Consider the following 23,684-nt stretch of genomic DNA (forward strand, 5'->3'; position numbering starts at 1 on the left):
GGCCCTATCCACACCGTAGGCCAGGTGGCGCAGCGTCGGTTGGATGTCGGCGGAGCGGTGGTCGTTTTGCCGTTTCACAATAACTACCGATTTGCTATCGTGGCGCGATTGCGAGATGTTGCTGTACGTCCGGCAGCGCTTGCTGTGCTTATGAAAGGGGTAAACGGTGATCAAGGTATTGGTGGTGGATGATCATGACCTGGTGCGCATGGGTATCACCCGGATGCTGAGTGACGTGCCGGGTCTGTCCATAGTAGGCGAGGCGGATAGCGGCGAGTCGGCCATTACCCAGGCGCGCGCGCTGAAACCTGACGTAGTATTGATGGATGTCCGGATGCCCGGCATCGGGGGGTTGGAGGCGACCCGCAAGCTACTGCAGCATGATCGCAGCATCAAGGTCATCGCCGTCACCGCCTGCGATGAAGAACCGTTTCCGACCCGCCTGATGCAGGCTGGTGCCTCGGGATACGTTACCAAGGGCGCCGCCCTGGAAGAAATGGTCAATGCCATCCGCAAGGTTGCGGCTGGCCAGCGTCATATCAGCCCCGACATCGCCCAGCTGTTGCTGGCGCGGATGTACGAGCCAGGCAACGTCGGTCCCTTCGATTCCCTGTCGGAACGGGAGATGCAGATCGCCCTGATGATTGTCGGCTGCGAGAAGGTGCAGAGCATCTCCGACAAGCTCCACCTCAGTCCCAAGACCGTCAACACCTATCGCTATCGCATCTTCGAGAAACTCGGCATCACCAGCGATGTGGAGCTCACCTTGCTGGCCGTGCGCCATGGCATGATCGACGCGTCGTTCAACCAGGCATGAAGCCGGAGGAATTCGATGCCGTAGCCTTCCTGTCTGCGGTAACTGGCAAGCCCGGGGTTTACCGGATGTTCGATGCCGATGGCCTGTTGCTGTACGTGGGCAAGGCGAAGAACCTGAAGAAACGGCTGGCGAGCTATTTCCGGCAGACAGGCCTGAGTCCGAAGACCGCGGCGCTGGTGTCGCGCATTCAGCATATCGACACAACCGTCACCGCCAACGAAACGGAAGCGCTGCTGCTCGAGCAGAGCCTGATCAAGGTGTCACGGCCGCCGTACAATATCCTGCTGCGTGACGACAAGTCCTATCCCTACGTATATCTCTCCAGCCTGGATGCCTACCCGCGGCTGGGTTTGCACCGCGGCACGAAGAAGGCCAAGGGGCGCTATTTTGGTCCCTATCCCAGTGCCGGCGCTATCCGCGAAAGCCTCAGCCTGCTGCAGAAAACCTTCAAGGTCCGGCAGTGCGAGGAGAGCTATTTTCGCAACCGCACCCGGCCCTGCCTGCAATACCAGATCAAGCGCTGCAAGGCGCCCTGTGTCGGCTTTGTAAGCGAAGAAGAATACGGTGAAGATGTCCGCCATTCCGTTATGTTTCTCGAAGGGCGCAGTAGCGCCCTGACGGACGAGCTGACCCAGGCAATGGAACAGGCCGCCCAGAATCTCGACTTCGAGCGGGCGGCGGAGCTGCGGGACCAGATAGGCCAGCTGCGGCGTGTCCAGGACCAGCAGAATATCGATACCGAGTCTGGCAACGTGGATGTTATTGCGGCCGCGGTAGTGCCAGGCGGCGCCTGCGTCCATGTCATCATGGTCAGGCAGGGCAGGGTGCTGGGCAGCCGCAACCACTTTCCGCGGGTGCCGATCGAGCAGAGCCCCGGCGAAGTGCTGGCGGCCTTTCTTCCGCAGTATTACCTGGGTACGGGTGAACGGGAGTTGCCTAAGGAAATCATCGTCAATGCCGTCCACGAAGACCTGCCAGTTATCGCCGACGCGCTGGCCCAGGCGCGCGGCCGCGCGGTCACGTTCAGCCACCGGGTGCGGGGCACCCGTAGCCGCTGGCAGAGCATGGCGGTGACCAATGCCGAGCAGGCGCTTACCTCCATGCTCGGCAACCGCCAGAACGTCCAGGCGCGCTTCGAGGCGCTGCAGGAGGCGCTGGGCCTGGATGAGCTGCCCACGCGCCTGGAGTGTTATGACATCAGCCACACCGGCGGCGAATCGACGGTCGCCTCCTGCGTGGTATTCGGTCCCGAAGGCCCGCTGAAAAGCGATTACCGCCGCTATAACATCGAGGGCGTCACGGCCGGGGACGATTACGCCGCCATGCAGCAGGCGCTGATGCGGCGTTTTGCCAAATTGCGTGACGGTGAAGGGAAAATGCCCGACATCCTGCTGGTTGATGGCGGCAAGGGGCAGATGAACATGGCCATCGAGGTGCTCCAGGAACTCGCCATCCATGACCTGACCTTGCTAGGTGTAGCCAAGGGCGTTACCCGCAAGGCGGGCATGGAAACCCTGTACCTCAACGATCCACACAACGAGCTGGTGCTGCCAGGCCATTCCCCCGCGCTGCATCTCATCCAGCATATCCGCGACGAGGCGCACCGCTTTGCCATCACCGGCCACCGCCAGCGGCGCGGCAAGACCCGCAATACATCCACTCTGGAAGGAATTGCCGGGGTAGGACCAAAACGGCGCCGAGAGCTACTCAAGCACTTTGGTGGTCTTCAGGAGCTGGTCCGCGCCAGCGCCGTGGAAATTGCCAAGGCGCCCGGTATCAGCAAAAAACTGGCAGAACAGATATATACTGCCCTGCATAGCGACTAGAATGCTGTCACAATCCGTTCGCAGAGACGTCATGAACATTCCGAATATTCTTACCTTGATGCGGGTTTTCCTGATACCCGTATTCATCCTGCTGTATTACTTGCCGTTCCACTGGAGCTACCTGGCTGCGGCGGTGGTGTTCACCCTCGCGAGTATCACCGATTGGCTGGATGGTTATCTGGCCCGCAAGTGGGAGCAGAGCACCCCCTTTGGTGCCTTCCTCGATCCAGTGGCGGACAAGCTCATGGTTGCCGTCGCGCTGGTACTGCTGGTGCAGAGCCACGGCAACTTCTGGGTAACCGCACCGGCGGTGGTTATTATTGGCCGAGAAATTGTCATTTCCGCGCTGCGCGAATGGATGGCCGAAATTGGCGCCCGATCCCACGTGGCCGTCTCCAATCTGGGTAAATACAAGACCACGGCGCAGATGGTCGCCCTGGTAGTCTTGTTGGCCAATCCGGCACTACCGATGAGCATCTGGGTTATCCTCGGTTACGTCTTGTTGATGGTATCCGCCGTCCTGACGTTGTGGTCGATGGTGGTTTACCTGCGCGCCGCCTGGCCTCATCTGCGGCCTGATGCTGGCGAAAAAATAGACTGATAAACTTTTTTGAATCAATGACTTGACACGGCGCCGCAGAACGATAGAATGGGCGCCGTTCCAAAGCGGGAATAGCTCAGTTGGTAGAGCACGACCTTGCCAAGGTCGGGGTCGCGAGTTCGAGTCTCGTTTCCCGCTCCAATTTCAGTTGTGTTGCGACAGCAGCCAACAACACCCTTCGAGGCCGGGTGGCAGAGTGGTCATGCAGCGGATTGCAAATCCGTGAACGCCGGTTCGATTCCGACCTCGGCCTCCAGTATAGAAGCCCCGTAGACACTGGTCTGCGGGGCTTTTTGCTTTCTGGTCAACAGCCAATCGTTTCCGCAACTATTGGGATCAGTTCCGCAACTTGCCTACTTGGTAGAGTTCTCCTTGGTCTCTAGAGCGATGCGCTTTAAACCGAGGCGATCTTGTTGACGCTGGATATGTTCCTCCCATCCCAGATCATTTCAAAATGGGTCGATTGCACGATCGAGCGCACCGGTCGGGGTGTCAGGAGTGCCCAGCAATGGCTATCGGGATGGCGCACCGAGTGGTATTTGAAGCCCGGGGTGCTGGCCTGTTTCAGTTGGGCGCCGGCAACGCGGGCGGCGGTGTAGTCATGGGGATCGTACACCGGATGGTCCAGGGGTAGCCCGGTCATATCCAGCAAGCCCGTCTGATCGAATTTGCAGCTGAGCCCGCGCAACAGGATACGATCGAAGGCGAGGCCTTCCACACCGCTCCAGTACAGCTGCTGATGATGCTGCACTTCCGCCAGGGCGGTGGTGATGGTGTCTGCCAGATAGAGAATGCCGAAACTGCCGTCACTGAATCGCGATCCAGCGGGGTTGATGTGGGTGAAAGGCGCGACGGCATAGGAGCAGCCCTGGATGCCGAAGGGGATTTCACTGCTGGCGATGAACTCCAGTCGGCCGACCTCATTCATCAGCCGTGGGTTGGTTCGAGCCTGCAGCTCGTGCAGCGCCTCGAATTCATCGGGATCCGCTACATCATCGAACAGGGCAATGGGCGGATACTTCGAATTGACCAGCCGGTAGCTGCGGACCAGGGCGGGTTCAACCTGCGGCAGGTCTCCCCAACTCACCACATCGCTCCCCGCAATCCGTCAATCCTGCGGAAGGTTTCGTAAAGGGATACGAAGCTGCCATCGGCCATGACGTCCAGCGGTTTACGGCCGTTGAAGAAAGCGTTGTGGTTGCTCAGCTTGACGAAGCCATAGACGTTGTCCGGATTGTCAAAGACCAGGCGCAGCGCAGCGTGGATGTTGAGCACGTAGCTGATGCGGTCCAGTTGGTCGTTGTCCAGGCCGATGGTCTCGTTGCCTGCCTTGGCCCGGGCTAAAGTGCTGCCGGACACCCGCAGGATCTTGGCCATCTGCTCGCGCGTGGCGCCCCAGCGCTCCATGATTTTCATGGCGGTGCGCAGGCCCACGGTCGCCCTGGATCTGTCCGTCTCTATTTTATGAGCGTCTGCTAATGTCATGCGGCCTCAATGCACCCTAGTGCATCTTGTCTGTAGAGTTGTTTTATAGAATAGCATGTCTGGAGATATATCGCTGTGATGGCTTTATCAGTGGGCGCGCAAATTGCGAAATCAGGGCGGTGAGAGGTATCAATCAAAAATCGGGATGGCGCAATTCGTGACAAGAACTCCGTTTCGCGGGGTAACGGTAGAACTCACCAAAGGCTGATGTGCAACGAGGTATGGGCTGTGGAAAGTGAATTGTAGGAAGGGCGTTGCCCGGATGGGCGTAGGATTACGCGCTCGAGACGGAGCTCAAACTGTGACTTAAGGAGAATTGCGGAGCAAGATGAACTTTGCGTACCAGGCGCGAGCAGCTGTAAAACTCTTTAACCCGCGTGGTTGTTGGTGCCCGGAGCCGGAATCGAACCGGCACGATGTTACCATCGAGGGATTTTAAGTCCCTTGCGTCTACCAGTTTCGCCATCCGGGCTGGCAGGCACTTGAAGTTGCATAACTTCAAGAGATTCAGAATGTTACACAGAACATATCAGCGTCACAAGGCTTTTCTGTTGGGTGCGCTGGAAGAGTCTGAACCAAGCTTCCAGCTTCATCTCCAAAGAAGGGAGCCATTCAGGTTTCAGGAGGTTGAGATATGACTGATGATCTGCAAGACCGGCTGCAACCGCGGGCCGGACAAGGGCCGAATCCCGGTACGCCCCCGGAACGCGCTCCTACCGAGCCGCCAGGGCCGGATGACGTGCCCCAACAGGCACCGGAGGAGGCGCTCGATATGGTGCCTACCCCCAAATCGCAGCCGCCGGGAACCATACCGGGCGCGGATGAGCCGGATATTCCCGATCGTAGCGACCCGTTCTGATCTGAACGCTATCGGCGGCCGGGAGGCCGCCGATCCAGTCAAGGCAACTGGACGCCTCCTGATTCCCCATGTAACTGCCGCAGCTGTTCCCCTAACAGCTGAAGATTGTCACTGGTAGCATCGAGCTGCTGGCGCTGGTGGGGATCTATCATCGCTAACAGGCGTTGCTCCAGCTGATCAGCGTTCGTTCGCAATGCTTGATGGCGCGCGTCGGCGAGGTCCGTGAATCGCCTGGCTTCTTCTGGCTGCGGTAGCCCATACCCTTCGCGGAGCAGCTCCCCGGGCCGGCTCAGAAAGCTGCTTCCCGCCAGTATGCCTTCCATGTCGTGAGCAGCCGCAGCCAATTCGGGCGGGGCCGAGGGGGATAACAGGCGAAGCTTCAGGTCCTGTTGTATTTCCAAGGCTTGCCGGCGCCGGATGGCTTCCTCCAATACCAACAGGGCAGCGGTAGTGCGGGTGTCCGCTTCGGCAAACCAGTCGCGCCGGATCTGCGCATCGGTGTTGAACCAGTCCTCCATCTGCTCAGCGGGAATCTGCAGCTGGGTGCGGAGCACGCTGAACATGTGGCGATAACGCTCCTCGTATGAGTCGAAGTAATAACCCTGCCGCAGTGCTGCCTGGCGATCCTGCAGCGGTTCCATATCGGCTAGCCCGCGGCTGGCAAGCAACCGAAGCAGTCCCCTGGGGGTCAGGCTATCGAGGTCTTGCATTGCTCGCTCGGCACTCCCTGTGCGCAGCAGTTTGAGGGTTTCAACGGCGCAGTTATTGCTGATGAAGTAGTAGGTGCCGTCGTAGCTCCAGTGCAGTGCAGCCGCTTGCTGTGCCAGCTGGTATCGAGCTTGTTCATCCAGGCGCAGGGGGACCGAGCTGAGGCCGCGCAGCTCGATCTGGGTATATTCGTCGATCACCTGCTGGAGGGGCAGTATGAACAGCCGGGAGGGGTAGTTGCCGATCAGCCCATCCCAGCTGGAGAGTTGCAGGTCATCGACAAAGGCGCGGAAGGACAGCACCAGATGGTAATCCAGATCCAGCAGGCAGTCCGGGCCGAGCGGGCGGCCCGGGGCGCAGATGACCAGGCGCAACATGCTGTGGCCCCAGCGGCTGACCCATTGTTCATTGGGCTCGGCTAGCAGGTAATGCACCGCATAGATACGTTCCGGATCGAGCCAGCCTAACGCGGGTTGCCGGGTATCCAGGCCGGCACGAAGGTAGGGAATGGTAGTGGGACACGCTGTATCAACGTCTGGCGCCCAGCCAAAATGCGCCGCGAAGTAGGCATGCAAGGCCGGGCGCCGACAATGGTATTGCGGGTCCAACAGGAAATATTCGAGGTTCACCGCCAGATATTCTGCCGGGCTGAAGCGCTCGTAATCATCTGGGCTGCGGTAGGTCTGGCGGTTCATTGCCTCGCGGGCACCGCGACGGCCCACCTGTTGCGGCCAACCGGCCAGGTCGAGGAAGCGCGGTGCGTCGCTCAGGGTAAAACGTCGCTCGGTCTGCCCAAGGCATTCGCCGGGCAGACCGGCCTTGCCCTGGGTGCGGAAACGGCTGCGGCACTGGCGCAGCAAGGTGCGCTGCTCATTGCTCCAGTAACGTCCGCGGTCATACAGGTGCGCTACTTCATGCACTAATGTGGCCAGCAATTCGCGGCGCAGCGTGCGGTGCTGGCGGCCCTCCGGGAAATCCCCCTCGCTCCCAGCGACCAGATCGTCCAACCATCGCTGGTTCAACTCAAGCGTGCCACCCGGCGTCGCACGGCCGAACACGCTGTCGGGTAGCCGCGTGCTCCAGCGCACCGTTACGGTATGGCTCATTTGCTCGATCAGAGAGGATGGCAGCGTTGCCGCTGCTTCTGCGAGTAGCGCGTGGCTGGCTTGGCGCTGGGCAGGGCTGAGCTGGCGCTGATCCAGCTCCAGCCGCAGGCCGGCTTGGAGTAGGGGGCTGCTCGCCAACAGGCCAGCCAGCAGCAGGTAGCTGAAAAAAGTCCGAAAGCTAAACAAGGTAAGTGGCCGCTTCAGCTATCGCAGCCGTCACGGCGCTACGGATGTAACAGGGTTTCACCGGGCGAGAATCGCCTCGGCCAGTTGCATGTCGGTCGCCTGGAGGTCAGGGTTAGTTTGCCGGATGTGGCGCAGCGCGGCTTCGAGGCGAGCCCCGCGGAGCTGGCCCTTGCTGCCGACAAAACTGGCGGCGTCCCCGCGGGCGGCCAGAACGACCTTGTTGTTGCCGGAAATGGCATCACTGGTCGCATCGACGGTGTTGATCAGGGAGCCGGCGACAGCATCGGTAGTACCGATGAAGCTGCTGGCATGGGCGGTACCGGCAAGGCTAAGGACACCGGCGGCAATGATCAGCGGGAAATATTTCATAGGGATTTCCTTTCAGGTCGAAGATGGATCCAGTATCGACTGGTTTTCCGATAAAAGCGATTCGGCAGTGAAAATCCCGGCGAGCCGGGACCTTCTACTGTCAGCCCATCAGATCGCAGCCAGGGTGGCCAGTTCAATCAGCCCCAGCAGCGGCTGCGGATATACGCCGAGTACGAACACCAGCAGCGCGATCAACAGCAGCATGATGCCGCCGGCATGCTGGCCCCAATTGAGGGGGGCATCGTGCCGGCGAATACCCGGTTCCACCAGGTACAGGGTGACCATCACCCGCAGGTAATAATACAGGCCGATGGCGCTACCGATGACCAGGGCGCCCAGCAACCACCACAACTGCGATTCCACTCCCGCAGCGATGATATAGAACTTGCCGATGAAGCCCGCCGTCAGCGGAATACCGGCCAGGGACAGCATCATGACGGTCAGCACCGCCGTCAGGTAGGGCCGACGCCAGAACAGGCCGCGGTACTGATACAGCGCATCGGCATCGCGCCCCTTGAACGGCGTGGACATCAGCGTAACCACCCCGAAGGCGCCCAGAGTGGTCAGTACGTAGGTCACCAGGTAGACCCCGATGGCCTCTACCGCCAGACCGCTGCTGGCAATCAGCGCGATGACCAGATAACCGAAGTGGGCGATCGATGAATAACCCAGCAGCCGCTTGAGGTTGTTCTGCATCAGCGCCAGCAGGTTACCGAACAGGATCGATGCAATGGCGATCGCCGCCAGCAGGTCGTTGAGCCAGCCCCCGCTGGTGGCGGGCGACACCTGATACAGGCGCAGCAGCACGGCGAACACCGCGACCTTGGCTGCAGTAGCAAGGAAGGCCGAGACCGGGGCCGGAGCGCCTTCATACACGTCCGGCGTCCACAGATGAAAGGGCACCAGCGACAACTTGAAGGTCAGCCCGATCAGCATCATGCCAAAACCGATCTGCAGCAGCGGCGTAACCGCTACGCCGCCCAGCGCAGCAAACGCCAGGCTGCCGGATTCGGCATAGGCCAGCGCCATGCCGAACAGCAGAAACGCCGAGCCGGCGGCGGAGAGCACCATGTACTTGATCCCGGCTTCCAGCGAGCGCTTGTTGAAGAAGGCGTAGGCAACCATGCCGTACACCGGTACCGAGAGCAGCTCCAGGCCGATGAACAGGGAGGCCAGATGCGACGCGCCCACCATCACCAGTCCACCGGCGGCGGCCAGCAGCATCAACAGATACATTTCCTCGCGGTTACCGGGAAAGCCATCGCCGGTGTTGCTCTTGCCCAGATAGGCGTGAACCAGGGTGGCGCAGGCCAGGGTGGACACGAGAATCAGGCCCATGTACAGCAGGGCAAAGCGATCCACCTGCATCAACCCGGTGACCTGCAGCGGGGCGACGTGCAGCGCCGGAATCAGCGACAGCAGCGCCAGGTTCAAGCCCAGCGCGGTGAGGATAAAGGTGAGGTCGTGCTTGCGCCGCCAGGATATGGTCAGCATGACCACAATGGCCGTCACGCAGACTACCAATAACGGCAGCAGCGCGACGAAGTGGGACGGGGTAAATTGCATAATGTCGTTTTCCATCTGACTGCTACCGGGCCGGAACAAGGTTGGATAGCGCATCGCTGAGCCAGTGCTGCACACCGCTCATGCTGGCCGCGGAGGTGTCCAGCACCGGTTGCGGATACAGCCCGAGCGCCACCAGTAGCACAACCAGCGACAGCACCATGAGCAATTCACGGCTATCCAGCCCGCGCAGGGCCTCGCCGGAGCGCGAGGTGCCGAAGTAGGCACGGTGAATCATGATCAGCGAGTAGGCCGAGGCCAGTACCAGACCGAAGGTAGCCATCACTACCACCCAGGGGTTACTGGCGAAGCTGCCGAACAGGATCAGAAATTCGCCAACAAAGTTACCAGTTCCCGGCATGCCCAGCGAGGCGATGGCAAAGAACAGGCTCAAGGCCGGTAGATAAGGGATGCGCGCCCACAATCCACCCATCTCGCGCATGTCCCGGGTATGAATGCGTTCATACAGCTGGCCGCAGAGGATAAACAGCGCCGCCGCCGACAGCCCGTGGGCGAGCATCTGCACCACCGCGCCCTGCAGGGCGAGCTGGGTGCTGGCATAGATGCCGATCAGCACAAAGCCCATGTGCGAGATGCTGGAGTAGGCCACCAGTCGCTTGATGTCGGTCTGGGCGAAGGACAGGATGGCGCCGTAGAAGATGCCGATCAGGCCGAGGGTCATGGCAATGGGAGCAAATTCCAGCGAGGCGTTGGGGAATAGCGGCAGGGCAAAGCGCAACATGCCATAGGCGGCGGTCTTCAACAGAATACCGGCCAGATCCACCGAGCCTGCAGTCGGCGCCTGGGCGTGGGCGTCCGGCAGCCAGGAGTGCAGCGGCACAATCGGAAACTTCACCGCAAAGGCGATGAAGAAGCCCAGCATCAGGATGTATTCCACACTCGCTGGCATGTCGATGCCGAGCAATTGGTCGTAGGCAAAGGTCAGCACGCCGGTCTGGCTGAACTTGAACAGCACCAGCCCCAGAATGGCCACCAGCATGATCAAGCCGCTGGCCTGGGTAAAGATGAAGAACTTGGTGGCGGCGTTGATCCGGGTTTTCTTGCCTTCTCCACTATGACCCCAGAGCGCGATGAGAAAATACATCGGCACCAGCATCATTTCCCAGAAGAAGAAGAACAGGAACAGGTCCATGGCCAGAAACACACCGGCCACGCCACCAAGGATCCACATCAGGTTGAGGTGGAAGAAACCGATACGGTGCTGGATCTCGTTCCACGAGCAGAGTACCGAGAGTACCCCCAGGATACCGGTGAGGATCAGCATCAACAGCGACAGGCCATCCAGCGCCAGGTGCAGGTTGATGCCGAAGCGCTCAATCCAGACGTGCTTGAACTCCAGCGTCCAGACCGGTACGCCGTCGGTGACGGCGGCCAGCGAATAGTCTTTGCTGATCCAGAGCCAGAGGCTCAGAACCAGCACCAGCCCCATGGTCAGCAGTGCCAGCCAGCGGGGCAGGGATCGGCTGAAGTGTTCGGCTTGCCAGCACAACAGTCCGCCGATAAAGGGAATCAGGACCAGCCAGGGCAGAATCATGACGGGATCATTTCCTTGGGTAAATTCATTATCAGGCCACCGTCAGCAACAGAATGCCGAGTACCAGTACGGCGCCACCGGCAATGGAGGCGGCATACCAGCGGATCTGGCCATTTTCACTGCGGCTCAACAGCCCATGGGCACCCCGGGCCAGCACCGGCACGATGCCGATGGTACGGTCCAGTGGGTCGCGGCGCAGCAGGCGGGTCAGCCATAGATAGGGCTGCACGAACACCTTGTCATACAGCCAGTCGAAGCCCCAGGCTGCGAACCAGAGCGCGGTCAATACCCGCCCCGGCGCGCTGTTACCAATGACCTCCACGACGCGGCGACGGCCCAGGTACAGCCAGGCGGCCAGCAGGATTCCGGCCACGGCGATGACACCGGACAGCACTTCCAGACCGATACGCCCCTCACCGCCGCCATGGCCAACGCTCTGCGGCAGAACGCCCGCCAGAGGTGGAGTGATCCAGGCGCCAATGAAGGTCGACAGGATGATCAACACGATCAGCGGCAGGTTGTGCGCCAGCCCCTTGCCGGCATGGGCTTCAGTCTGCGCCTTGCCGTGAAAGACCACGAAGACCAGGCGGAAGGTGTAGATGGACGTGAGGAAGGCACCCAGCAGACCGGCATACAGCAGCGCATTGTTGCCGCTGGCGAAGGCCTCCCAGAGGATCTCGTCCTTGGAATAGAAGCCGGCCGTCAGCAGCGGCAGGGCGGCCAGCGCGGCGCCACCGACGATAAAGCTGGCGTAGGTCACCGGCAGTTTTCGCCACAACCCGCCCATCCTGAAGATGTTCTGCTCATGGTGGCAGGCGTGAATCACCGAGCCGGACGCCAGGAACAGCAACGCCTTGAAGAAGGCATGGGTCATCAGATGGAATATCGCCGCTTCCCAGGCGCCCACACCCAGTGCCAGGAACATGTAGCCGAGCTGGCTCATGGTCGAGTAGGCGAGGATGCGCTTGATATCGGTCTGCACCAGCGCGGCGAAGCCGGCCAACAGCAGCGTGGCGCCACCGACAATGCCTACCAGCTGCAACACGTCCGGAGTCAGCAGGAACAGACCATGGGTACGGGCGATCAGGTAGACGCCGGCGGTGACCATGGTGGCGGCGTGAATCAGCGCCGACACCGGAGTGGGGCCGGCCATGGCATCAGCCAACCAGGTCTGCAACGGTAGCTGGGCGGATTTGCCTACCGCACCGCCGAGCAGCGACAGGGTGGCCAGGGTGATCCAGAAGCCCCCCTCGGCAAACAACAGCGGCGCCTGCACCAGCAACTGCTGAATGTTCAGCGTGCCCAACTGTACGAACAGGATGAACAGACCGAAAGCCATCAACACGTCGCCCACCCGGGTGACGATAAAGGCCTTGAGCGCGGCATTACCGTTCTTGCGTTCGTGGTAATAGAAACCGATCAGCAGATAACTGCATACGCCGACGCCTTCCCAACCCAGGTAGAGAAACAGCAGATCATCGGCGAGGATCAGACACAGCATGCTGGCGATGAACAGGTTGGTATAGGCGAAGAACCGGGAGTAACCGGCTTCGCCGCGCATGTACCAGCTGGCGAACAGGTGGATCAGAAAGCCCACGCCAGTGACCACACCGAGCATGGTCAGCGACAGGCCGTCCAGATACAGCGTCAGGCTCGGGGTGAAGTTGCCCACCGCCATCCATTGCCACAACACCTGGCTATAGGCACCACCTTCCAGTGCACCGGTGCTGAACTGGAAGATGATCCAGGCGCTGACCAGTGCGGACAAGCCGACTGAACCGACGCCGATCAGCGCCGCGGTGGTCTCCGACCAGCGCCCGCGGGAAAAGGCCAGCAGCAGAAAGCCGATCAGCGGGAATAACAGGGTTAGAAATAGCGTGTTCATCCGCGCATCTCACTGGCAGCGTCGATATCCAGGGTTCTGAAGCGGCGATACAGCTGCAGCAGAATCGCCAGGCCAATACTGGCCTCGGCGGCAGCCAGCGTAATCACCATGATGAACATGACCTGGCCGTCGGGCTGCTCCCAGCGGGCACCCGCCACAACAAAGGCCAGCGCGGCGGCGTTCATCATGATCTCCAGGCTCATCAGCACATACAGGATATTGCGACGGATCATCACCCCGGCCAGGCCGAGACTGAACAGTACGGCGGCCAGCGCCAGGCCGTGCTCCATGGGTATACCGTTCATGCGATCTCCTTGGCTTCGTGGCGGCCAATATGGAAGGCGGTAACCATTGCTCCGAGCAGCATCATCGCAGCGAGTTCGACGGCGAGTATGTAGGGGCCGAACAGCGCAAAGCCGACGGCCTTGGCATCTACCGTTGCGCCACTGACCGTCCCCGACGATGGCTCACTGAACAGTACATACAGCAGTTGCGCGAGCAACAGCCCCGAGAGAATGCCAGGACCGATCCAGCCCCGAGGGCTGAGCCACTGGCGTTCCTGGTTTTCACTGCCACTGCCCAGGTTGAGCATCATCACCACGAACACAAACAGCACCATGATGGCGCCGGCGTAGACGATGATCTCCAGCACGCCGGCAAAGGGCGCGCCCAGCGAGAAGAAACACATGGACACCGCCAGCAAGGACGTCACCAGATACAGCAGTGCATGCACCGCGCGGGTGTTGGTAATCACCATCAGGGTGGCGGCTACTGCCACCCCGGCGGAGAAATAAAAGGCAAATTCCATCAGATATTCCTCACAGGGATCATGGCAACAGGCCCTTGATGTTGATCGGCTCGGCCTCGTTCTGCGCGGCGCCTTTGGGCTTGCCGGCGATCGACAGGCCGGCAACCCGGTAGAAGTTGTACTCTGGGTTCTTGCCGGTGCCGGCAATCATCAGGTCTTCCTTCTCGTACACCAGATCCTGGCGCTTGTACTCGGCCAGCTCGAAGTCCGGCGTCAGCTGAATCGCGGTGGTCGGGCAGGCTTCCTCGCACATGCCGCAGAAGATGCAGCGCGAGAAGTTGATGCGGAAGAACTCCGGGTACCAGCGTCCATCCTCGGTCTCGGCCTTCTGCAGAGAGATACAACCCACCGGGCAGGCAGCGGCGCACAGGTTACAGGCAACGCAGCGCTCCTCACCGTCCGGGTCACGGGTCAGGACGATACGGCCACGGTAGCGCGGCGGCAGATAGACTGGCTCCTCCGGATATTGCAGGGTGTCGCGCTTGCGGAACGCGTGACTGAATACCATCACCAGGCTGCGCAGCTGGGTGTAGGTGCCATGTATGACATGAATTATGGATTTGATCATGGCTATCTCCTCAGGCTGCGGCCAGCACAAGCGCGCCGGTTACCAGCAGGTTGATCAGGGTCAATGGCAGGCAGACCTTCCAGCCGAACGCCATCATCTGGTCATAGCGCGGCCTGGGCAGCGAAGCACGCAGCAGGATGAAGATCATGATGAAAAAAGCCGTCTTCAGCGCGAACCACAGGAAGGGCAGCTGCGGCAGCAGGTCGAAGGGGCCGTGCCAGCCACCGAAGAACAGCGTCGCCAGCAGCGCCGACACCAGCACGATGCCGATGTATTCGCCGACGAAAAACATGCCCCACTTCATGCCGGCGTATTCCACGTGGTAACCGTCGGCCAGTTCCTGCTCAGCTTCTGGCTGGTCGAAGGGGTGACGGTGGGTCACCGCGACGCCAGCAATGAAGAAGGTCAGGAAGCCGAAGATCTGCGGGATGATGAACCACAGGTTATCGGCCTGGTAGGCGACGATGTCGCGCATGTTGAACGAGCCGGTCTGGGCCACCACGCCCATCAGCGACAGACCGAGGAACACCTCGTAGGACAACGTCTGCGCCGCAGCGCGCAGCCCGCCGAGCAGGGCGAACTTGTTGTTGCTGGCCCAGCCGGCAAACAGCACCGCATACACGGTCAGACCGGCCATGGCGAAGAAGAACAGCAGGCCGATGTTCAGATCCGCCACGCCCCAGGTCGGGGTAATCGGCACCACGATAAAGGCCATCAGCAGCGAACTCATCGCGATAACCGGCGCCAGGGTAAAGATTAGCCGGTCGGCGAACGGCGGGGTCCAGTCCTCCTTGAAGAACATCTTCAGCATGTCCGCGACGATCTGGAACATGCCGAAAGGGCCGACCCGGTTGGGGCCGTAGCGATCCTGCCACAGCGCCAACAGGCGCCGCTCGACAAAGCTCAATAGCGCGCCGGCAATCACTACCGCCAGCAGGATGACGATAGCCTTGATCACGCTGATCAGAATGGCCAGCACCTCGGGCGTGAGCCAGCTCATTGGGCCACCCCCTTCAACCCGGTCGCCACACTCGCAGCGCTCAACGGCGGAATGCCGGGCAACCCGGCGGGCAGGCCCACCACTCCCAGTGCCAGATCGGTACTGATGCGTACCGGCAGTTGCAGCGTCTGCCCGGCCAGCGTCAGGGTCAGCATGGCACCGTCAACCACGCCCAGACGTTCAGCTTCGGCTTCCGCCAGGGCAACGTATGGATGCGGCATGCGCTGCTGGATCGGCTCGGCGCGGCTGCTGTTTTCTTCGCTACCGAACAGGTGATACAGCGGCACCACCTGCCAGGTGCCTGCGGCCGGGGCAAAGGCTTTCGGCGCCTGCGCCCAACTCAGATCCGTGCGTGCACCGTCGAGCAGGCGCACGCCCGGGTCGCCACTGCGCAGATGACCACCAACCTCGTCCTGGAACTTGTTCCAGGCCTGCGGTGAGTTCCAGCCAGGTGACCAGGCGAAGGCAATCTGCTGGCGATCTTCACTGCTGCCGGCGTAACCTTCCATGGAGAAGGCGAAGGGGCTGTCCGGATCCTGCGGCTGGCGCGGCTCGTGCACGCTGAGATTGGCACGCATCGCGGTACGCCCGCTATAGCGGTGTGGCGCGCGGGCCAGTTTCTGGCCTTTGATGCGGAAGCTGGCATCCGGCGCGGCCTCGGTAATGGCGGTCAGACGAGGATGCAGGGCAGCGCAGGCTTCGGTGACCTGATCCAGGTTGGTCCAGGCAACCGGCTTGCCCATTAGGGTACTGCGCAGGGCATGCAACCAGCGCCAGCCCTCGCGGATCAGCACGTCCGGGTTGTAGTAGCTCGGCTCGAACACCTGGAAGAAGCGCTGGGCACGGCCCTCCTGACTGACCAGGGTGCCATCGCCCTCGGCAAAACTGGCAGCCGGGAGCAGGATATGGGCCCTGTCGCTGGTCGGCGTTTGCTGATGATCCACTACCAGCACCACCCTGGCGGCGGCTAGAGCCGCATCCACCAGCGATGGGTCGGCGCGGCGATAAAGGTCATTCTCCAGTACCACCAGCGCGTCGTATCTGCCCTCGGTCAGCGCTTCCAGCGCCGCCTCGACGGACTTGTCTGCCTGCTCATCGGCCAGCATGATCGTCATGCCCATGCTGTTGGCTTCTGGCACCACCATGCTGATGGAGCCATCCTTGCCGCGGTTCTTCAGCGCCTGGGCGATATTACCCGCAGCGTCAATGATGGCGCGGCTGCCCAGCGAGGCGCCGGAGACCAGCAACGGACGTTTCGCCGCCAGCAGGGCATCGGCTATACGTTGGGCCAGTTCCAGCGCGTCAGCTTCCAGGCCACTGACCGCCGGCGCGCTGGGGTCGATGGCATGGGCCACGGCAAAACCCAGCCGAGCCAGATCATCCGGCGCGGCCTGTACCGCCTCGGCGGCAATATCGTCCAACCGGGTGCGCTCGACGCTGGCGATGAATACCGGGTGCAGCGCGCCCTGTGCAATATTGTCCACAGCGGCCTGATGCCAGCTCTGAATACCTGCTGCCTCGGCAATCTCGGTGGCCTTGCCTTTGGCCGCCTGGCGTAATGCCAGCGCGATGCGGGCGGCGGTCTGGGTGAGATCTTCCCCCAGTACGAATACCGCGTCATGGCTTTCCATGTCGCGGATGGTCGGTACCGGCAGGGGGCCGTACTGGAGGATCTGGCGGATCGCCTGGATATTGTCCAGTTCATGCCGGGCGATGCCGGAATAGAAGTCGTCGGCACCGACCAGTTCGCGCAGGGCAAAGTTGCTTTCCAGACTAGCGCGGGGTGAACCGATGCCCAGAATGCGCTGGCGGTTGAGCAGGCCGGCAGCCTGATCCAACGCCGCATCGATACCCATGCTGAGTTTCGAGCGCTGCACGATGGGTCGGCGGGGGCGATCCTTACGGTTCACGTAGCCATAGCCAAAACGACCCCGGTCGCAGAGGAAGTAATGGTTTACCTCGCCGTTGAAGCGATTCTCGATGCGGCGGATTTCGCCGTAACGCTCGCCGGGGCTGATGTTGCAGCCGGAGGCGCAGCCATGGCAGATGCTCGGGGCAAACTGCATGTCCCATTTGCGGTTGTAGCGCTCGGAGTGGGTCTTGTCGGTAAACACCCCGGTGGGGCAGACCTCGGTGAGGTTGCCGGAAAATTCGCTTTCCAGCGTGCCATCCTCGACCCGGCCGAAGTACACCTGGTCGTTGGCGCCGAACACGCCCAGGTCGGTACCACCGGCATAGTCCTTGTAATAGCGCACGCAGCGATAACAGGCGATGCAGCGGTTCATCTCGTGGGAGATGAACGGGCCCAGCTCCTGGTTCACGTGGGTGCGCTTGCTGAAGCGGTATCGGCGCTGGTTGTGGCCGGTCATCACGGTCATGTCCTGCAGATGGCAGTGGCCACCTTCCTCACATACCGGGCAGTCATGGGGGTGGTTGATCATCAACCACTCGATGACGCTGGCGCGGAAGGCCCTGGCTTCCTCATCATCAATCGAGATCCAGCTGTTATCGGTGGCCGGCGTCATGCAGGACATGACCAGCCGCCCACGAGTGTCATTCTCGTCGCTGTACTGCTTGACCGCACACTGGCGGCAGGCGCCTACGCTCCCCAGCGCAGGGTGCCAGCAGAAGTAGGGAACATCGAGGCCGAGGGACAGACAGGCCTGCAACAGGTTGTCCGCGCCATCGACTTCGTAGTCTTTACCGTCTACATGGATAGTGGCCATGGCTCTATTTTCTTCTTACCCGTTTTACGGGTGCTGATAATGGAATTCCTGTGGGGCCGGTCGTAGCGGCTCCCTTGCCGGCCCGATGGGGGAAATGGTCAAGCCAACATCCCCATCGGACCGCTCATATCCTCATGCCTGAACAAACTCGACGGGCGCCATGCCGCTGCCGGCTGCGGGGTTTATCCCCGCCTCGAACTCACTACGGAAGTACTTGATGGCGCTGCCCAGCGGCTCGACGGCTCCCGGTGCGTGGGCGCAGAAGGTCTTGCCTGGTCCGAGAAAATCGACCAGCCGGGCGAGGATTTGCAGATCCTCCGGGCGCCCCTGGCCGCGCTCCAGCGCGCGCAGGGTCTTCACGCTCCAGGGCAGGCCGTCCCGGCAGGGCGTACACCAGCCACAGGATTCCCGGGCGAAGAACTCTTCCATGTTGCGCAGCAGCGATACCATGCTCACGGTGTTATCTACCGCCAGTGCCAGTCCGGTACCCATGCGGGTGCCGTATTTGGCGACGCCGCCGGAGTACATGGGCGCCTCCAGATGCTCGGGCAGCAGAAAACCAGTACCGGCCCCGCCGGGCTGCCAGCACTTGAGGCTAAAGCCGTCGCGCATGCCGCCGGCGTAATCCTCGAACAGTTCGCGGGCGGTGATACCGAAGGGCACCTCCCAGATTCCGGGCTTTTTTACCTTGCCGGAAAAGCCCATCAACTTGGTACCGTGGTCGCCGCTCTCGGGGCGCGCCAGGGCGGTGTACCACTCCACGCCGTTACCGACGATGGCCGGCACGTTGCACAGGGTCTCCACGTTGTTCACGCAGGTCGGCTTGCCCCAGACGCCCACCGAGGCGGGGAAGGGCGGCTTGGCGCGGGGGTTGGCCCGGCGGCCTTCAAGGGAGTTGATCAGGGCGGTTTCTTCCCCGCAGATATAACGACCGGCGCCGGTATGCACGAACAGCTCGAAGTCGAAACCCGAGCCGAGAATGTTCTTGCCCAGCAGCCCCGCGGCTTTGGCTTCTTCCACCGCGCGTTTCAGATTGCGGGCGGCATCGACGTACTCGCCGCGCAGGAAGATATAGCCACGGTAGGCCTTGAGCGCGCGTGCCGAAATCAGCATACCTTCGATCAGCAGGTGGGGCAGTTGCTCCATCAGCAGCCGATCCTTCCAGGTGTTGGGCTCCATCTCGTCGGCGTTGCACAGCAGGTAGCGGATGTTCTGCGACTCATCCGCAGGCATCAGGCTCCATTTCACCCCGGTGGGGAAGCCCGCGCCGCCGCGGCCCTTGAGGCCGGAATCCTTGACCGTGCTAACAATATCAGCCGCGGCCATGTCGGTCAGGGCCTTGCGCGCTGCGCTATAGCCGTTTTTCTGCTGATACTCGTCCAGCCAGACCGGTTGGCCGTCGTCACGCAGGCGCCAGGTCAGCGGGTGGGTTTCCTCACTGCGGGCGGCGCGGTTGGCCGGGCCGAAGGATGACAGGGTCTTCATGGATAGCGCTCCAGCAGTGCAGCCACACCATCGGCGGTTACATCACCGAAGGTGTCATCATCGATCATCAGCGCCGGGGCCTTGTCACAGTTGCCCAGACAACACACCGGCAGCAGGGTGAAACGGTTGTCCGCGGTGGTCTGGCCGGGGCCGATGCCCACCTGGCTTTGGATCGCATCCAGCACATTTTCATGACCGGCGATATAGCAGGTCATGCTGTCGCACACGCGGATGATGTGCCTGCCCACCGGCTGGCGGAAGATCTGGCTGTAGAAGGTGGCGACGCCTTCCACATCGCTGGCGGGGATGCCGAGGATTTCGCCGATAGCGTCAGCGGCGCCGTCGGGCACCCAGCCGCGGGCCTGCTGGACGATCTTCAGCGCTTCGATGGAGGCCGCGCGCGGGTCCTCATAGTGGTGCATTTCCTGTTCGATGGCTGCACGCTCGGCATCATCGAGAACGAAACGATCAGTCTGAATCAACGTAGTCATATCAGCGGTCCACGTCAGCCATAACGAAGTCGATGCTGCCCAGATAGGCAATCAGGTCCGACACCATGCTGCCGCGAATTACCGCGGGTATCTGCTGCAGGTGCGGGAAGCTGGGCGTGCGGATGCGCGTGCGGTAGCTCATGGTGCTGCCGTCACTGGTCAGGTAATAGCTGTTGATGCCCTTGGTCGCCTCGATCATCTGGAACGATTCGTTAGCCGGCATCACCGGGCCCCAGGACACCTGCAGAAAGTGCGTGATCAGCGTCTCGATATGCTCGAGCGTGCGCTCCTTCGGTGGCGGCGTGGTCAATGGGTGATCGGCCTTGTACGGGCCTGCGGGCATGTTGTTCAAACACTGCTCGATGATCTTCAGGCTCTCGCGCATCTCGCCCATCTTGACCATGCAGCGGTCGTAGGCGTCGCCGTTGACGGCCAATGGCACCTCGAACTCGAAGTTCTCGTAACCGGAGTAGGGGCGCGCCTTGCGGATATCGAAGTCGCAACCGGTGGCGCGCAGACCGGCACCGGTCACGCCCCATTCCAGCGCTTCCTTGGTGTTGTAGTCGGCAACGCCCTTGGTGCGGCCGATCAGGATGCTGTTCTTCAATGCGGCCTTTTCATATTCGTTCAAGCGCTTGGGCATCCAGTCGAGGAATTCACGCACCAACCGATCCCAGCCGCGGGGCAGGTCGTGGGCCACACCGCCGATCCGGTACCAGGCCGGGTGCATGCGGAAGCCGGTAATAGCTTCGATCACCTTGTAGGCACGCTGGCGGTCGGTGAAGGTGAAGAACACCGGGGTCATGGCGCCCACGTCCTGGATATAGGTACCCAGGTACAGCAGGTGGTTCTGAATGCGGAAGAATTCGGCCATCATGATGCGGATCACGTCGACCCGCTGTGGCACCCTGATCCCGGCCAGCTTCTCTACAGCGAGCACGTAGGGCAGGTTGTTCATTACCCCGCCCAGATAATCGATGCGGTCGGTGTAGGGAATGAAACTGTGCCAGCTCTGGCGCTCGGCCATCTTCTCGGCGCCGCGGTGGTGATAGCCAATATCAGGCACGCAGTCGATGATCTCTTCCCCATCGAGCTGCAGGATGATCCGGAAGGCGCCGTGGGCGGAGGGGTGGTTGGGGCCGAGGTTGAGGAACATGAAGTCCTCATGTTCCCCGCCGCGCTTCATGCCCCAGTCTTCCGGATTGAAGCGCATGGCTTCCTGTTCCGCGTCCTGCCGGGCAGCGGTGAGCATATAGGGGTCGAACTCGGTGGCGCGGGCCGGATAGTCCTTGCGCAGGGGGTGGCCTTCCCAGGTGTGGGGCATCAGCAGGCGGGTCAGGCGCGGATGGCCTGCGAAATGGATGCCGTACATGTCCCAGACTTCCCGTTCGTACCAGTCGGCATTCGGCCAGATGGAGGCGATGGTCGGGACGTGGAGGTCGTTTTCCTTGAGTGCGACCTTGATCATCACGTCGCTGTTACGCTCCAGTGACATGAGGTGGTAGAACACGCTGAAATCAGCCGCCGGCAAGCCCTGGCGGTGGGTGCGCAGGCGCTCGTCCATGCCATGCAGGTCATACAGCATGACGTAGGGCTGCGGCAGCTGGCGCAGGAAGGTCAGCACCGCGATCAATTGTTCGCGGGCCACCCAGATCACCGGCATCCCGGTGCGGGTGGGCTGGATAGTAAATGCAGCTGCCCCGAATTGTGCGGTCAGCTCGCTGACGACGCGCTGGTCGTCAGCCTGGTACGGAGGTATGTACAGCGCCTGGTCTGCAGTCATCATATGGATCGCTATCGGTCAACGGTGGAGATACGGCGTGATGTCCGGCTCGGGGCGCGGTTTATACGTCGTCCGGACTACGCAGATTGGTGACCTGGATTCGCTGGTCACGCTTCTCTTCGCGTTGCGAAGGCATATCTGCTCGATAGACACCCTGATCACCTACCACCCAGGATAGCGGTCGGCGCTCCTTGCCGATGGAGTCCTGCAGCAACATCAGGCCCTGGAGAAAGGCTTCGGGGCGGGGCGGGCAGCCGGGGATGTAGACGTCCACAGGCAGGAACTTGTCCACGCCCTGAACCACGGAGTAGATGTCATACATACCGCCGGAGTTGGCGCAGGCACCCATGGATATGACCCACTTGGGCTCGAGCATCTGCTCGTACAGACGCTGGATGACCGGTGCCATCTTGATGAAGGGAGTGCCCGCAATAACCATGAAATCCGCCTGCCGCGGCGAGGCACGAATGACCTCCGCACCGAAGCGCGCGATATCGTGCGGTGCGGTGAAGGCGGTGGTCATCTCCACGTAGCAGCAGGAGAGACCGAAGTTGTAAGGCCAGAGAGAGTTTTTGCGGCCCCAGTTCACCGCGCCGCTGAGTACGTCTTCGAGTTTCCCCATGAAGATGTTGCGGTGAACCTGGTCTTTCAGCAGCGTGTCGTCAACGGTCTCCCTGGTACCGATGGGATACTCGTCATTGACGGCATCCGGATCGATCCGAACAAGTTCATATTGCATGTAAAAAGCCTCATTTTAGCTTCGCTTGCCTCCTGCGACGGCCTGCCGGTGACCAATCAAGGGCACCGATAGACGCTTCATAGACAAGACCCGCAAGTAGAATTGAAATAAAGACAGAGGCTCCGAAGAAACCGGCCCAGCCGCTTTCGCGCACCGAGACGGCCCATGCAAACAGGAAGAGGGCTTCAACATCGAAGATCACGAAAAGCATCGCGACCAGATAGAATTTTGCGGAGAAACGCAGGCGGGTATCGCCTGTGGAAACGATGCCGGACTCGAAGGGTTCGTTCTTGCTGCGTCCCCAGGCTCGGCTGCCGAGCACGCTGGACAGCAACAGCATGAAGGCGCACAGGGCGAGGACGCCCAGCAGAAATGCAGCCAATGCCCAGTTGTGGGGGAGGCTCGAGACAGCATCTGGCATGCCGGGACTCCTTGGAGAAACGGCTCGATTATTGGTTTTTGCGCGGACCCTCAAAGGGGTTGTTCGCGTCAGGCTGGCGCCATTGTATGCCTGCTCGATAGGTTATGAAAGGGGCAACCGCGATGGCATACCGTTATCCGCAGGTGCGGCTGAACTTCGCCGAACGTGCTCAGTCCAAAGGGCTACCCAGGGATAAACGGAGCGGCGTATGACCATTTTCGAAGCATTACGGATCAGCCACGATAAACAGCGTAGTTATGTGGACGCGGTGCTGCGCACCAGTGGCGACACCCAGGAACGGGCCGACGCCTACAAGCAACTGAAGGAAGAGCTCTATGCCCATGAAACGGCTGAAGAGCGCCACTTCTATATCCCATTGATGGCCCATGACAATGGCGTTGATCTCAGCCGCCACGCCATCGCCGAGCACCATGAGATGGATGAGCTGGTGGAAAAGCTCGATGGCATCGAAATGTCCAGCTCCGCCTGGCTCACCACTGCACGCGCCCTCGGCGACAAGGTATTGCACCACCTTGAGGAAGAGGAGCAGCGATTCTTCCAGATGGCCGGCAAGCTGCTGACGGCGCAGCAGAAAAGTGAGCTGGCCACGCAATACAACGGCGAGTACGAAGAGCTGCTGGCCCAAGGCTGAGCGCTCGCCGCTGCCCGGGGCAGCCGGGGCAGCGGCCCGCTGGAAATTGAA

Annotated in this window: 21 protein-coding genes, 3 tRNA genes and 1 pseudogene; 7 read left to right on the forward strand and 18 right to left on the reverse strand. The window is 61.2% G+C overall.

Features of this window, described 5'->3' with window-relative positions:
- The first annotated feature begins 166 nt into the window (after positions 1-166).
- From uvrY to VG99_RS09470, 5 genes are all read left to right on the forward strand, one after another.
- On the forward strand, positions 167-817 hold the full coding sequence (gene uvrY, locus VG99_RS09450; RefSeq protein WP_044499555.1) for a UvrY/SirA/GacA family response regulator transcription factor: 651 nt from the start codon (positions 167-169) through the stop codon (positions 815-817).
- Complete coding sequence (uvrC, locus tag VG99_RS09455) at positions 814-2,643, forward strand: excinuclease ABC subunit UvrC (RefSeq protein WP_044499556.1); 1,830 nt, start codon at positions 814-816, stop codon at positions 2,641-2,643. Before uvrY ends, uvrC begins: the two co-directional genes overlap by 4 nt.
- A gap of 31 nt (positions 2,644-2,674) precedes the next feature.
- A complete protein-coding gene (pgsA, locus tag VG99_RS09460; protein WP_044499557.1) occupies positions 2,675-3,244 on the forward strand; it encodes a CDP-diacylglycerol--glycerol-3-phosphate 3-phosphatidyltransferase in 570 nt (189 codons plus the stop codon).
- 65 nt (positions 3,245-3,309) lie between these two features.
- Positions 3,310-3,385: transfer RNA gene (locus VG99_RS09465), tRNA-Gly, on the forward strand.
- Positions 3,386-3,426: 41 nt separating this feature from the next.
- Positions 3,427-3,500, forward strand: a tRNA-Cys gene (locus VG99_RS09470).
- 138 nt (positions 3,501-3,638) lie between these two features.
- Here VG99_RS09470 and VG99_RS09475 read toward each other — a convergent pair.
- From VG99_RS09475 to VG99_RS09485, 3 genes are all read right to left on the reverse strand, one after another.
- Positions 3,639-4,334 carry an RES family NAD+ phosphorylase gene (locus VG99_RS09475; protein WP_044499558.1) on the reverse strand — a complete coding sequence of 232 codons (696 nt, stop codon included), beginning with the start codon at positions 4,332-4,334 and terminating at the stop codon, positions 3,639-3,641.
- On the reverse strand, positions 4,328-4,729 hold the full coding sequence (locus VG99_RS09480; RefSeq protein ID WP_044499560.1) for an antitoxin Xre-like helix-turn-helix domain-containing protein: 402 nt from the start codon (positions 4,727-4,729) through the stop codon (positions 4,328-4,330). Before VG99_RS09480 ends, VG99_RS09475 begins: the two co-directional genes overlap by 7 nt.
- A gap of 385 nt (positions 4,730-5,114) precedes the next feature.
- A tRNA-Leu gene (locus tag VG99_RS09485) sits at positions 5,115-5,201 on the reverse strand.
- Between the two features lie 162 nt (positions 5,202-5,363).
- Here VG99_RS09485 and VG99_RS09490 point away from each other — a divergent pair.
- On the forward strand, positions 5,364-5,588 hold the full coding sequence (locus VG99_RS09490) for a hypothetical protein (protein WP_044499561.1): 225 nt from the start codon (positions 5,364-5,366) through the stop codon (positions 5,586-5,588).
- A 38-nt stretch (positions 5,589-5,626) separates the two neighbouring features.
- Here VG99_RS09490 and VG99_RS09495 read toward each other — a convergent pair whose 3' ends face one another.
- The 15 genes and pseudogenes from VG99_RS09495 to VG99_RS09565 form a co-directional block, all read right to left on the reverse strand.
- Positions 5,627-7,558, reverse strand: coding sequence for a DUF7844 domain-containing protein (locus tag VG99_RS09495; protein WP_476748380.1), 1,932 nt, complete (start codon positions 7,556-7,558; stop codon positions 5,627-5,629).
- Positions 7,559-7,645: 87 nt separating this feature from the next.
- Entirely contained in the window at positions 7,646-7,957 is a 312-nt protein-coding gene (locus tag VG99_RS09500) for a DUF2388 domain-containing protein (protein WP_044499563.1), read from the reverse strand.
- A 108-nt stretch (positions 7,958-8,065) separates the two neighbouring features.
- The gene (nuoN, locus tag VG99_RS09505; RefSeq protein WP_044501562.1) at positions 8,066-9,523 is read right to left on the reverse strand and encodes an NADH-quinone oxidoreductase subunit NuoN; all 1,458 of its coding nucleotides are present in this window, start codon (positions 9,521-9,523) and stop codon (positions 8,066-8,068) included.
- A gap of 22 nt (positions 9,524-9,545) precedes the next feature.
- On the reverse strand, positions 9,546-11,075 hold the full coding sequence (nuoM, locus tag VG99_RS09510) for an NADH-quinone oxidoreductase subunit M (RefSeq protein WP_044499565.1): 1,530 nt from the start codon (positions 11,073-11,075) through the stop codon (positions 9,546-9,548).
- A 31-nt stretch (positions 11,076-11,106) separates the two neighbouring features.
- Positions 11,107-12,960: an NADH-quinone oxidoreductase subunit L gene (gene nuoL / locus VG99_RS09515; protein ID WP_044499566.1), complete on the reverse strand. Its 1,854-nt coding sequence runs from the start codon at positions 12,958-12,960 to the stop codon at positions 11,107-11,109.
- Entirely contained in the window at positions 12,957-13,265 is a 309-nt protein-coding gene (gene nuoK / locus VG99_RS09520) for an NADH-quinone oxidoreductase subunit NuoK (protein ID WP_044499567.1), read from the reverse strand. The genes nuoL and nuoK overlap by 4 nt, the downstream gene beginning before the upstream one ends.
- Entirely contained in the window at positions 13,262-13,768 is a 507-nt protein-coding gene (gene nuoJ / locus VG99_RS09525) for an NADH-quinone oxidoreductase subunit J (RefSeq protein WP_044499571.1), read from the reverse strand. The genes nuoK and nuoJ overlap by 4 nt, the downstream gene beginning before the upstream one ends.
- Positions 13,769-13,787: 19 nt before the next feature.
- Positions 13,788-14,336: an NADH-quinone oxidoreductase subunit NuoI gene (nuoI, locus tag VG99_RS09530; RefSeq protein WP_044499572.1), complete on the reverse strand. Its 549-nt coding sequence runs from the start codon at positions 14,334-14,336 to the stop codon at positions 13,788-13,790.
- Between the two features lie 10 nt (positions 14,337-14,346).
- Positions 14,347-15,336: an NADH-quinone oxidoreductase subunit NuoH gene (gene nuoH / locus VG99_RS09535; protein ID WP_044499574.1), complete on the reverse strand. Its 990-nt coding sequence runs from the start codon at positions 15,334-15,336 to the stop codon at positions 14,347-14,349.
- Entirely contained in the window at positions 15,333-18,062 is a 2,730-nt protein-coding gene (gene nuoG / locus VG99_RS09540) for an NADH-quinone oxidoreductase subunit NuoG (protein ID WP_044499575.1), read from the reverse strand. Before nuoG ends, nuoH begins: the two co-directional genes overlap by 4 nt.
- 98 nt (positions 18,063-18,160) lie before the next feature.
- Positions 18,161-19,547: pseudogene (nuoF, locus tag VG99_RS09545) on the reverse strand (NADH-quinone oxidoreductase subunit NuoF).
- A complete protein-coding gene (nuoE, locus tag VG99_RS09550) occupies positions 19,544-20,038 on the reverse strand; it encodes an NADH-quinone oxidoreductase subunit NuoE (RefSeq protein ID WP_044499579.1) in 495 nt (164 codons plus the stop codon). Before nuoE ends, nuoF begins: the two are co-directional and overlap by 4 nt.
- Position 20,039: 1 nt before the next feature.
- Positions 20,040-21,821 carry an NADH-quinone oxidoreductase subunit C/D gene (gene nuoC, locus VG99_RS09555; protein WP_044501563.1) on the reverse strand — a complete coding sequence of 594 codons (1,782 nt, stop codon included), beginning with the start codon at positions 21,819-21,821 and terminating at the stop codon, positions 20,040-20,042.
- A 61-nt stretch (positions 21,822-21,882) separates the two neighbouring features.
- Entirely contained in the window at positions 21,883-22,560 is a 678-nt protein-coding gene (locus tag VG99_RS09560; protein WP_044499580.1) for an NADH-quinone oxidoreductase subunit B, read from the reverse strand.
- Positions 22,561-22,570: 10 nt separating this feature from the next.
- Positions 22,571-22,981, reverse strand: a complete 411-nt coding sequence (locus VG99_RS09565; protein ID WP_044499581.1) for an NADH-quinone oxidoreductase subunit A — start codon at positions 22,979-22,981, stop codon at positions 22,571-22,573.
- A 208-nt stretch (positions 22,982-23,189) separates the two neighbouring features.
- On the opposite strand from VG99_RS09565, the gene VG99_RS09570 reads away from it, so the two are divergent.
- On the forward strand, positions 23,190-23,633 hold the full coding sequence (locus VG99_RS09570) for a hemerythrin domain-containing protein (protein WP_044499582.1): 444 nt from the start codon (positions 23,190-23,192) through the stop codon (positions 23,631-23,633).
- The last annotated feature ends 51 nt before the right edge of the window (positions 23,634-23,684 follow it).

Source organism: Pseudomonas saudimassiliensis (assembly GCF_000939975.1).
Classification (GTDB): Bacteria; Pseudomonadota; Gammaproteobacteria; order Pseudomonadales; family Pseudomonadaceae; genus Halopseudomonas; species Halopseudomonas saudimassiliensis.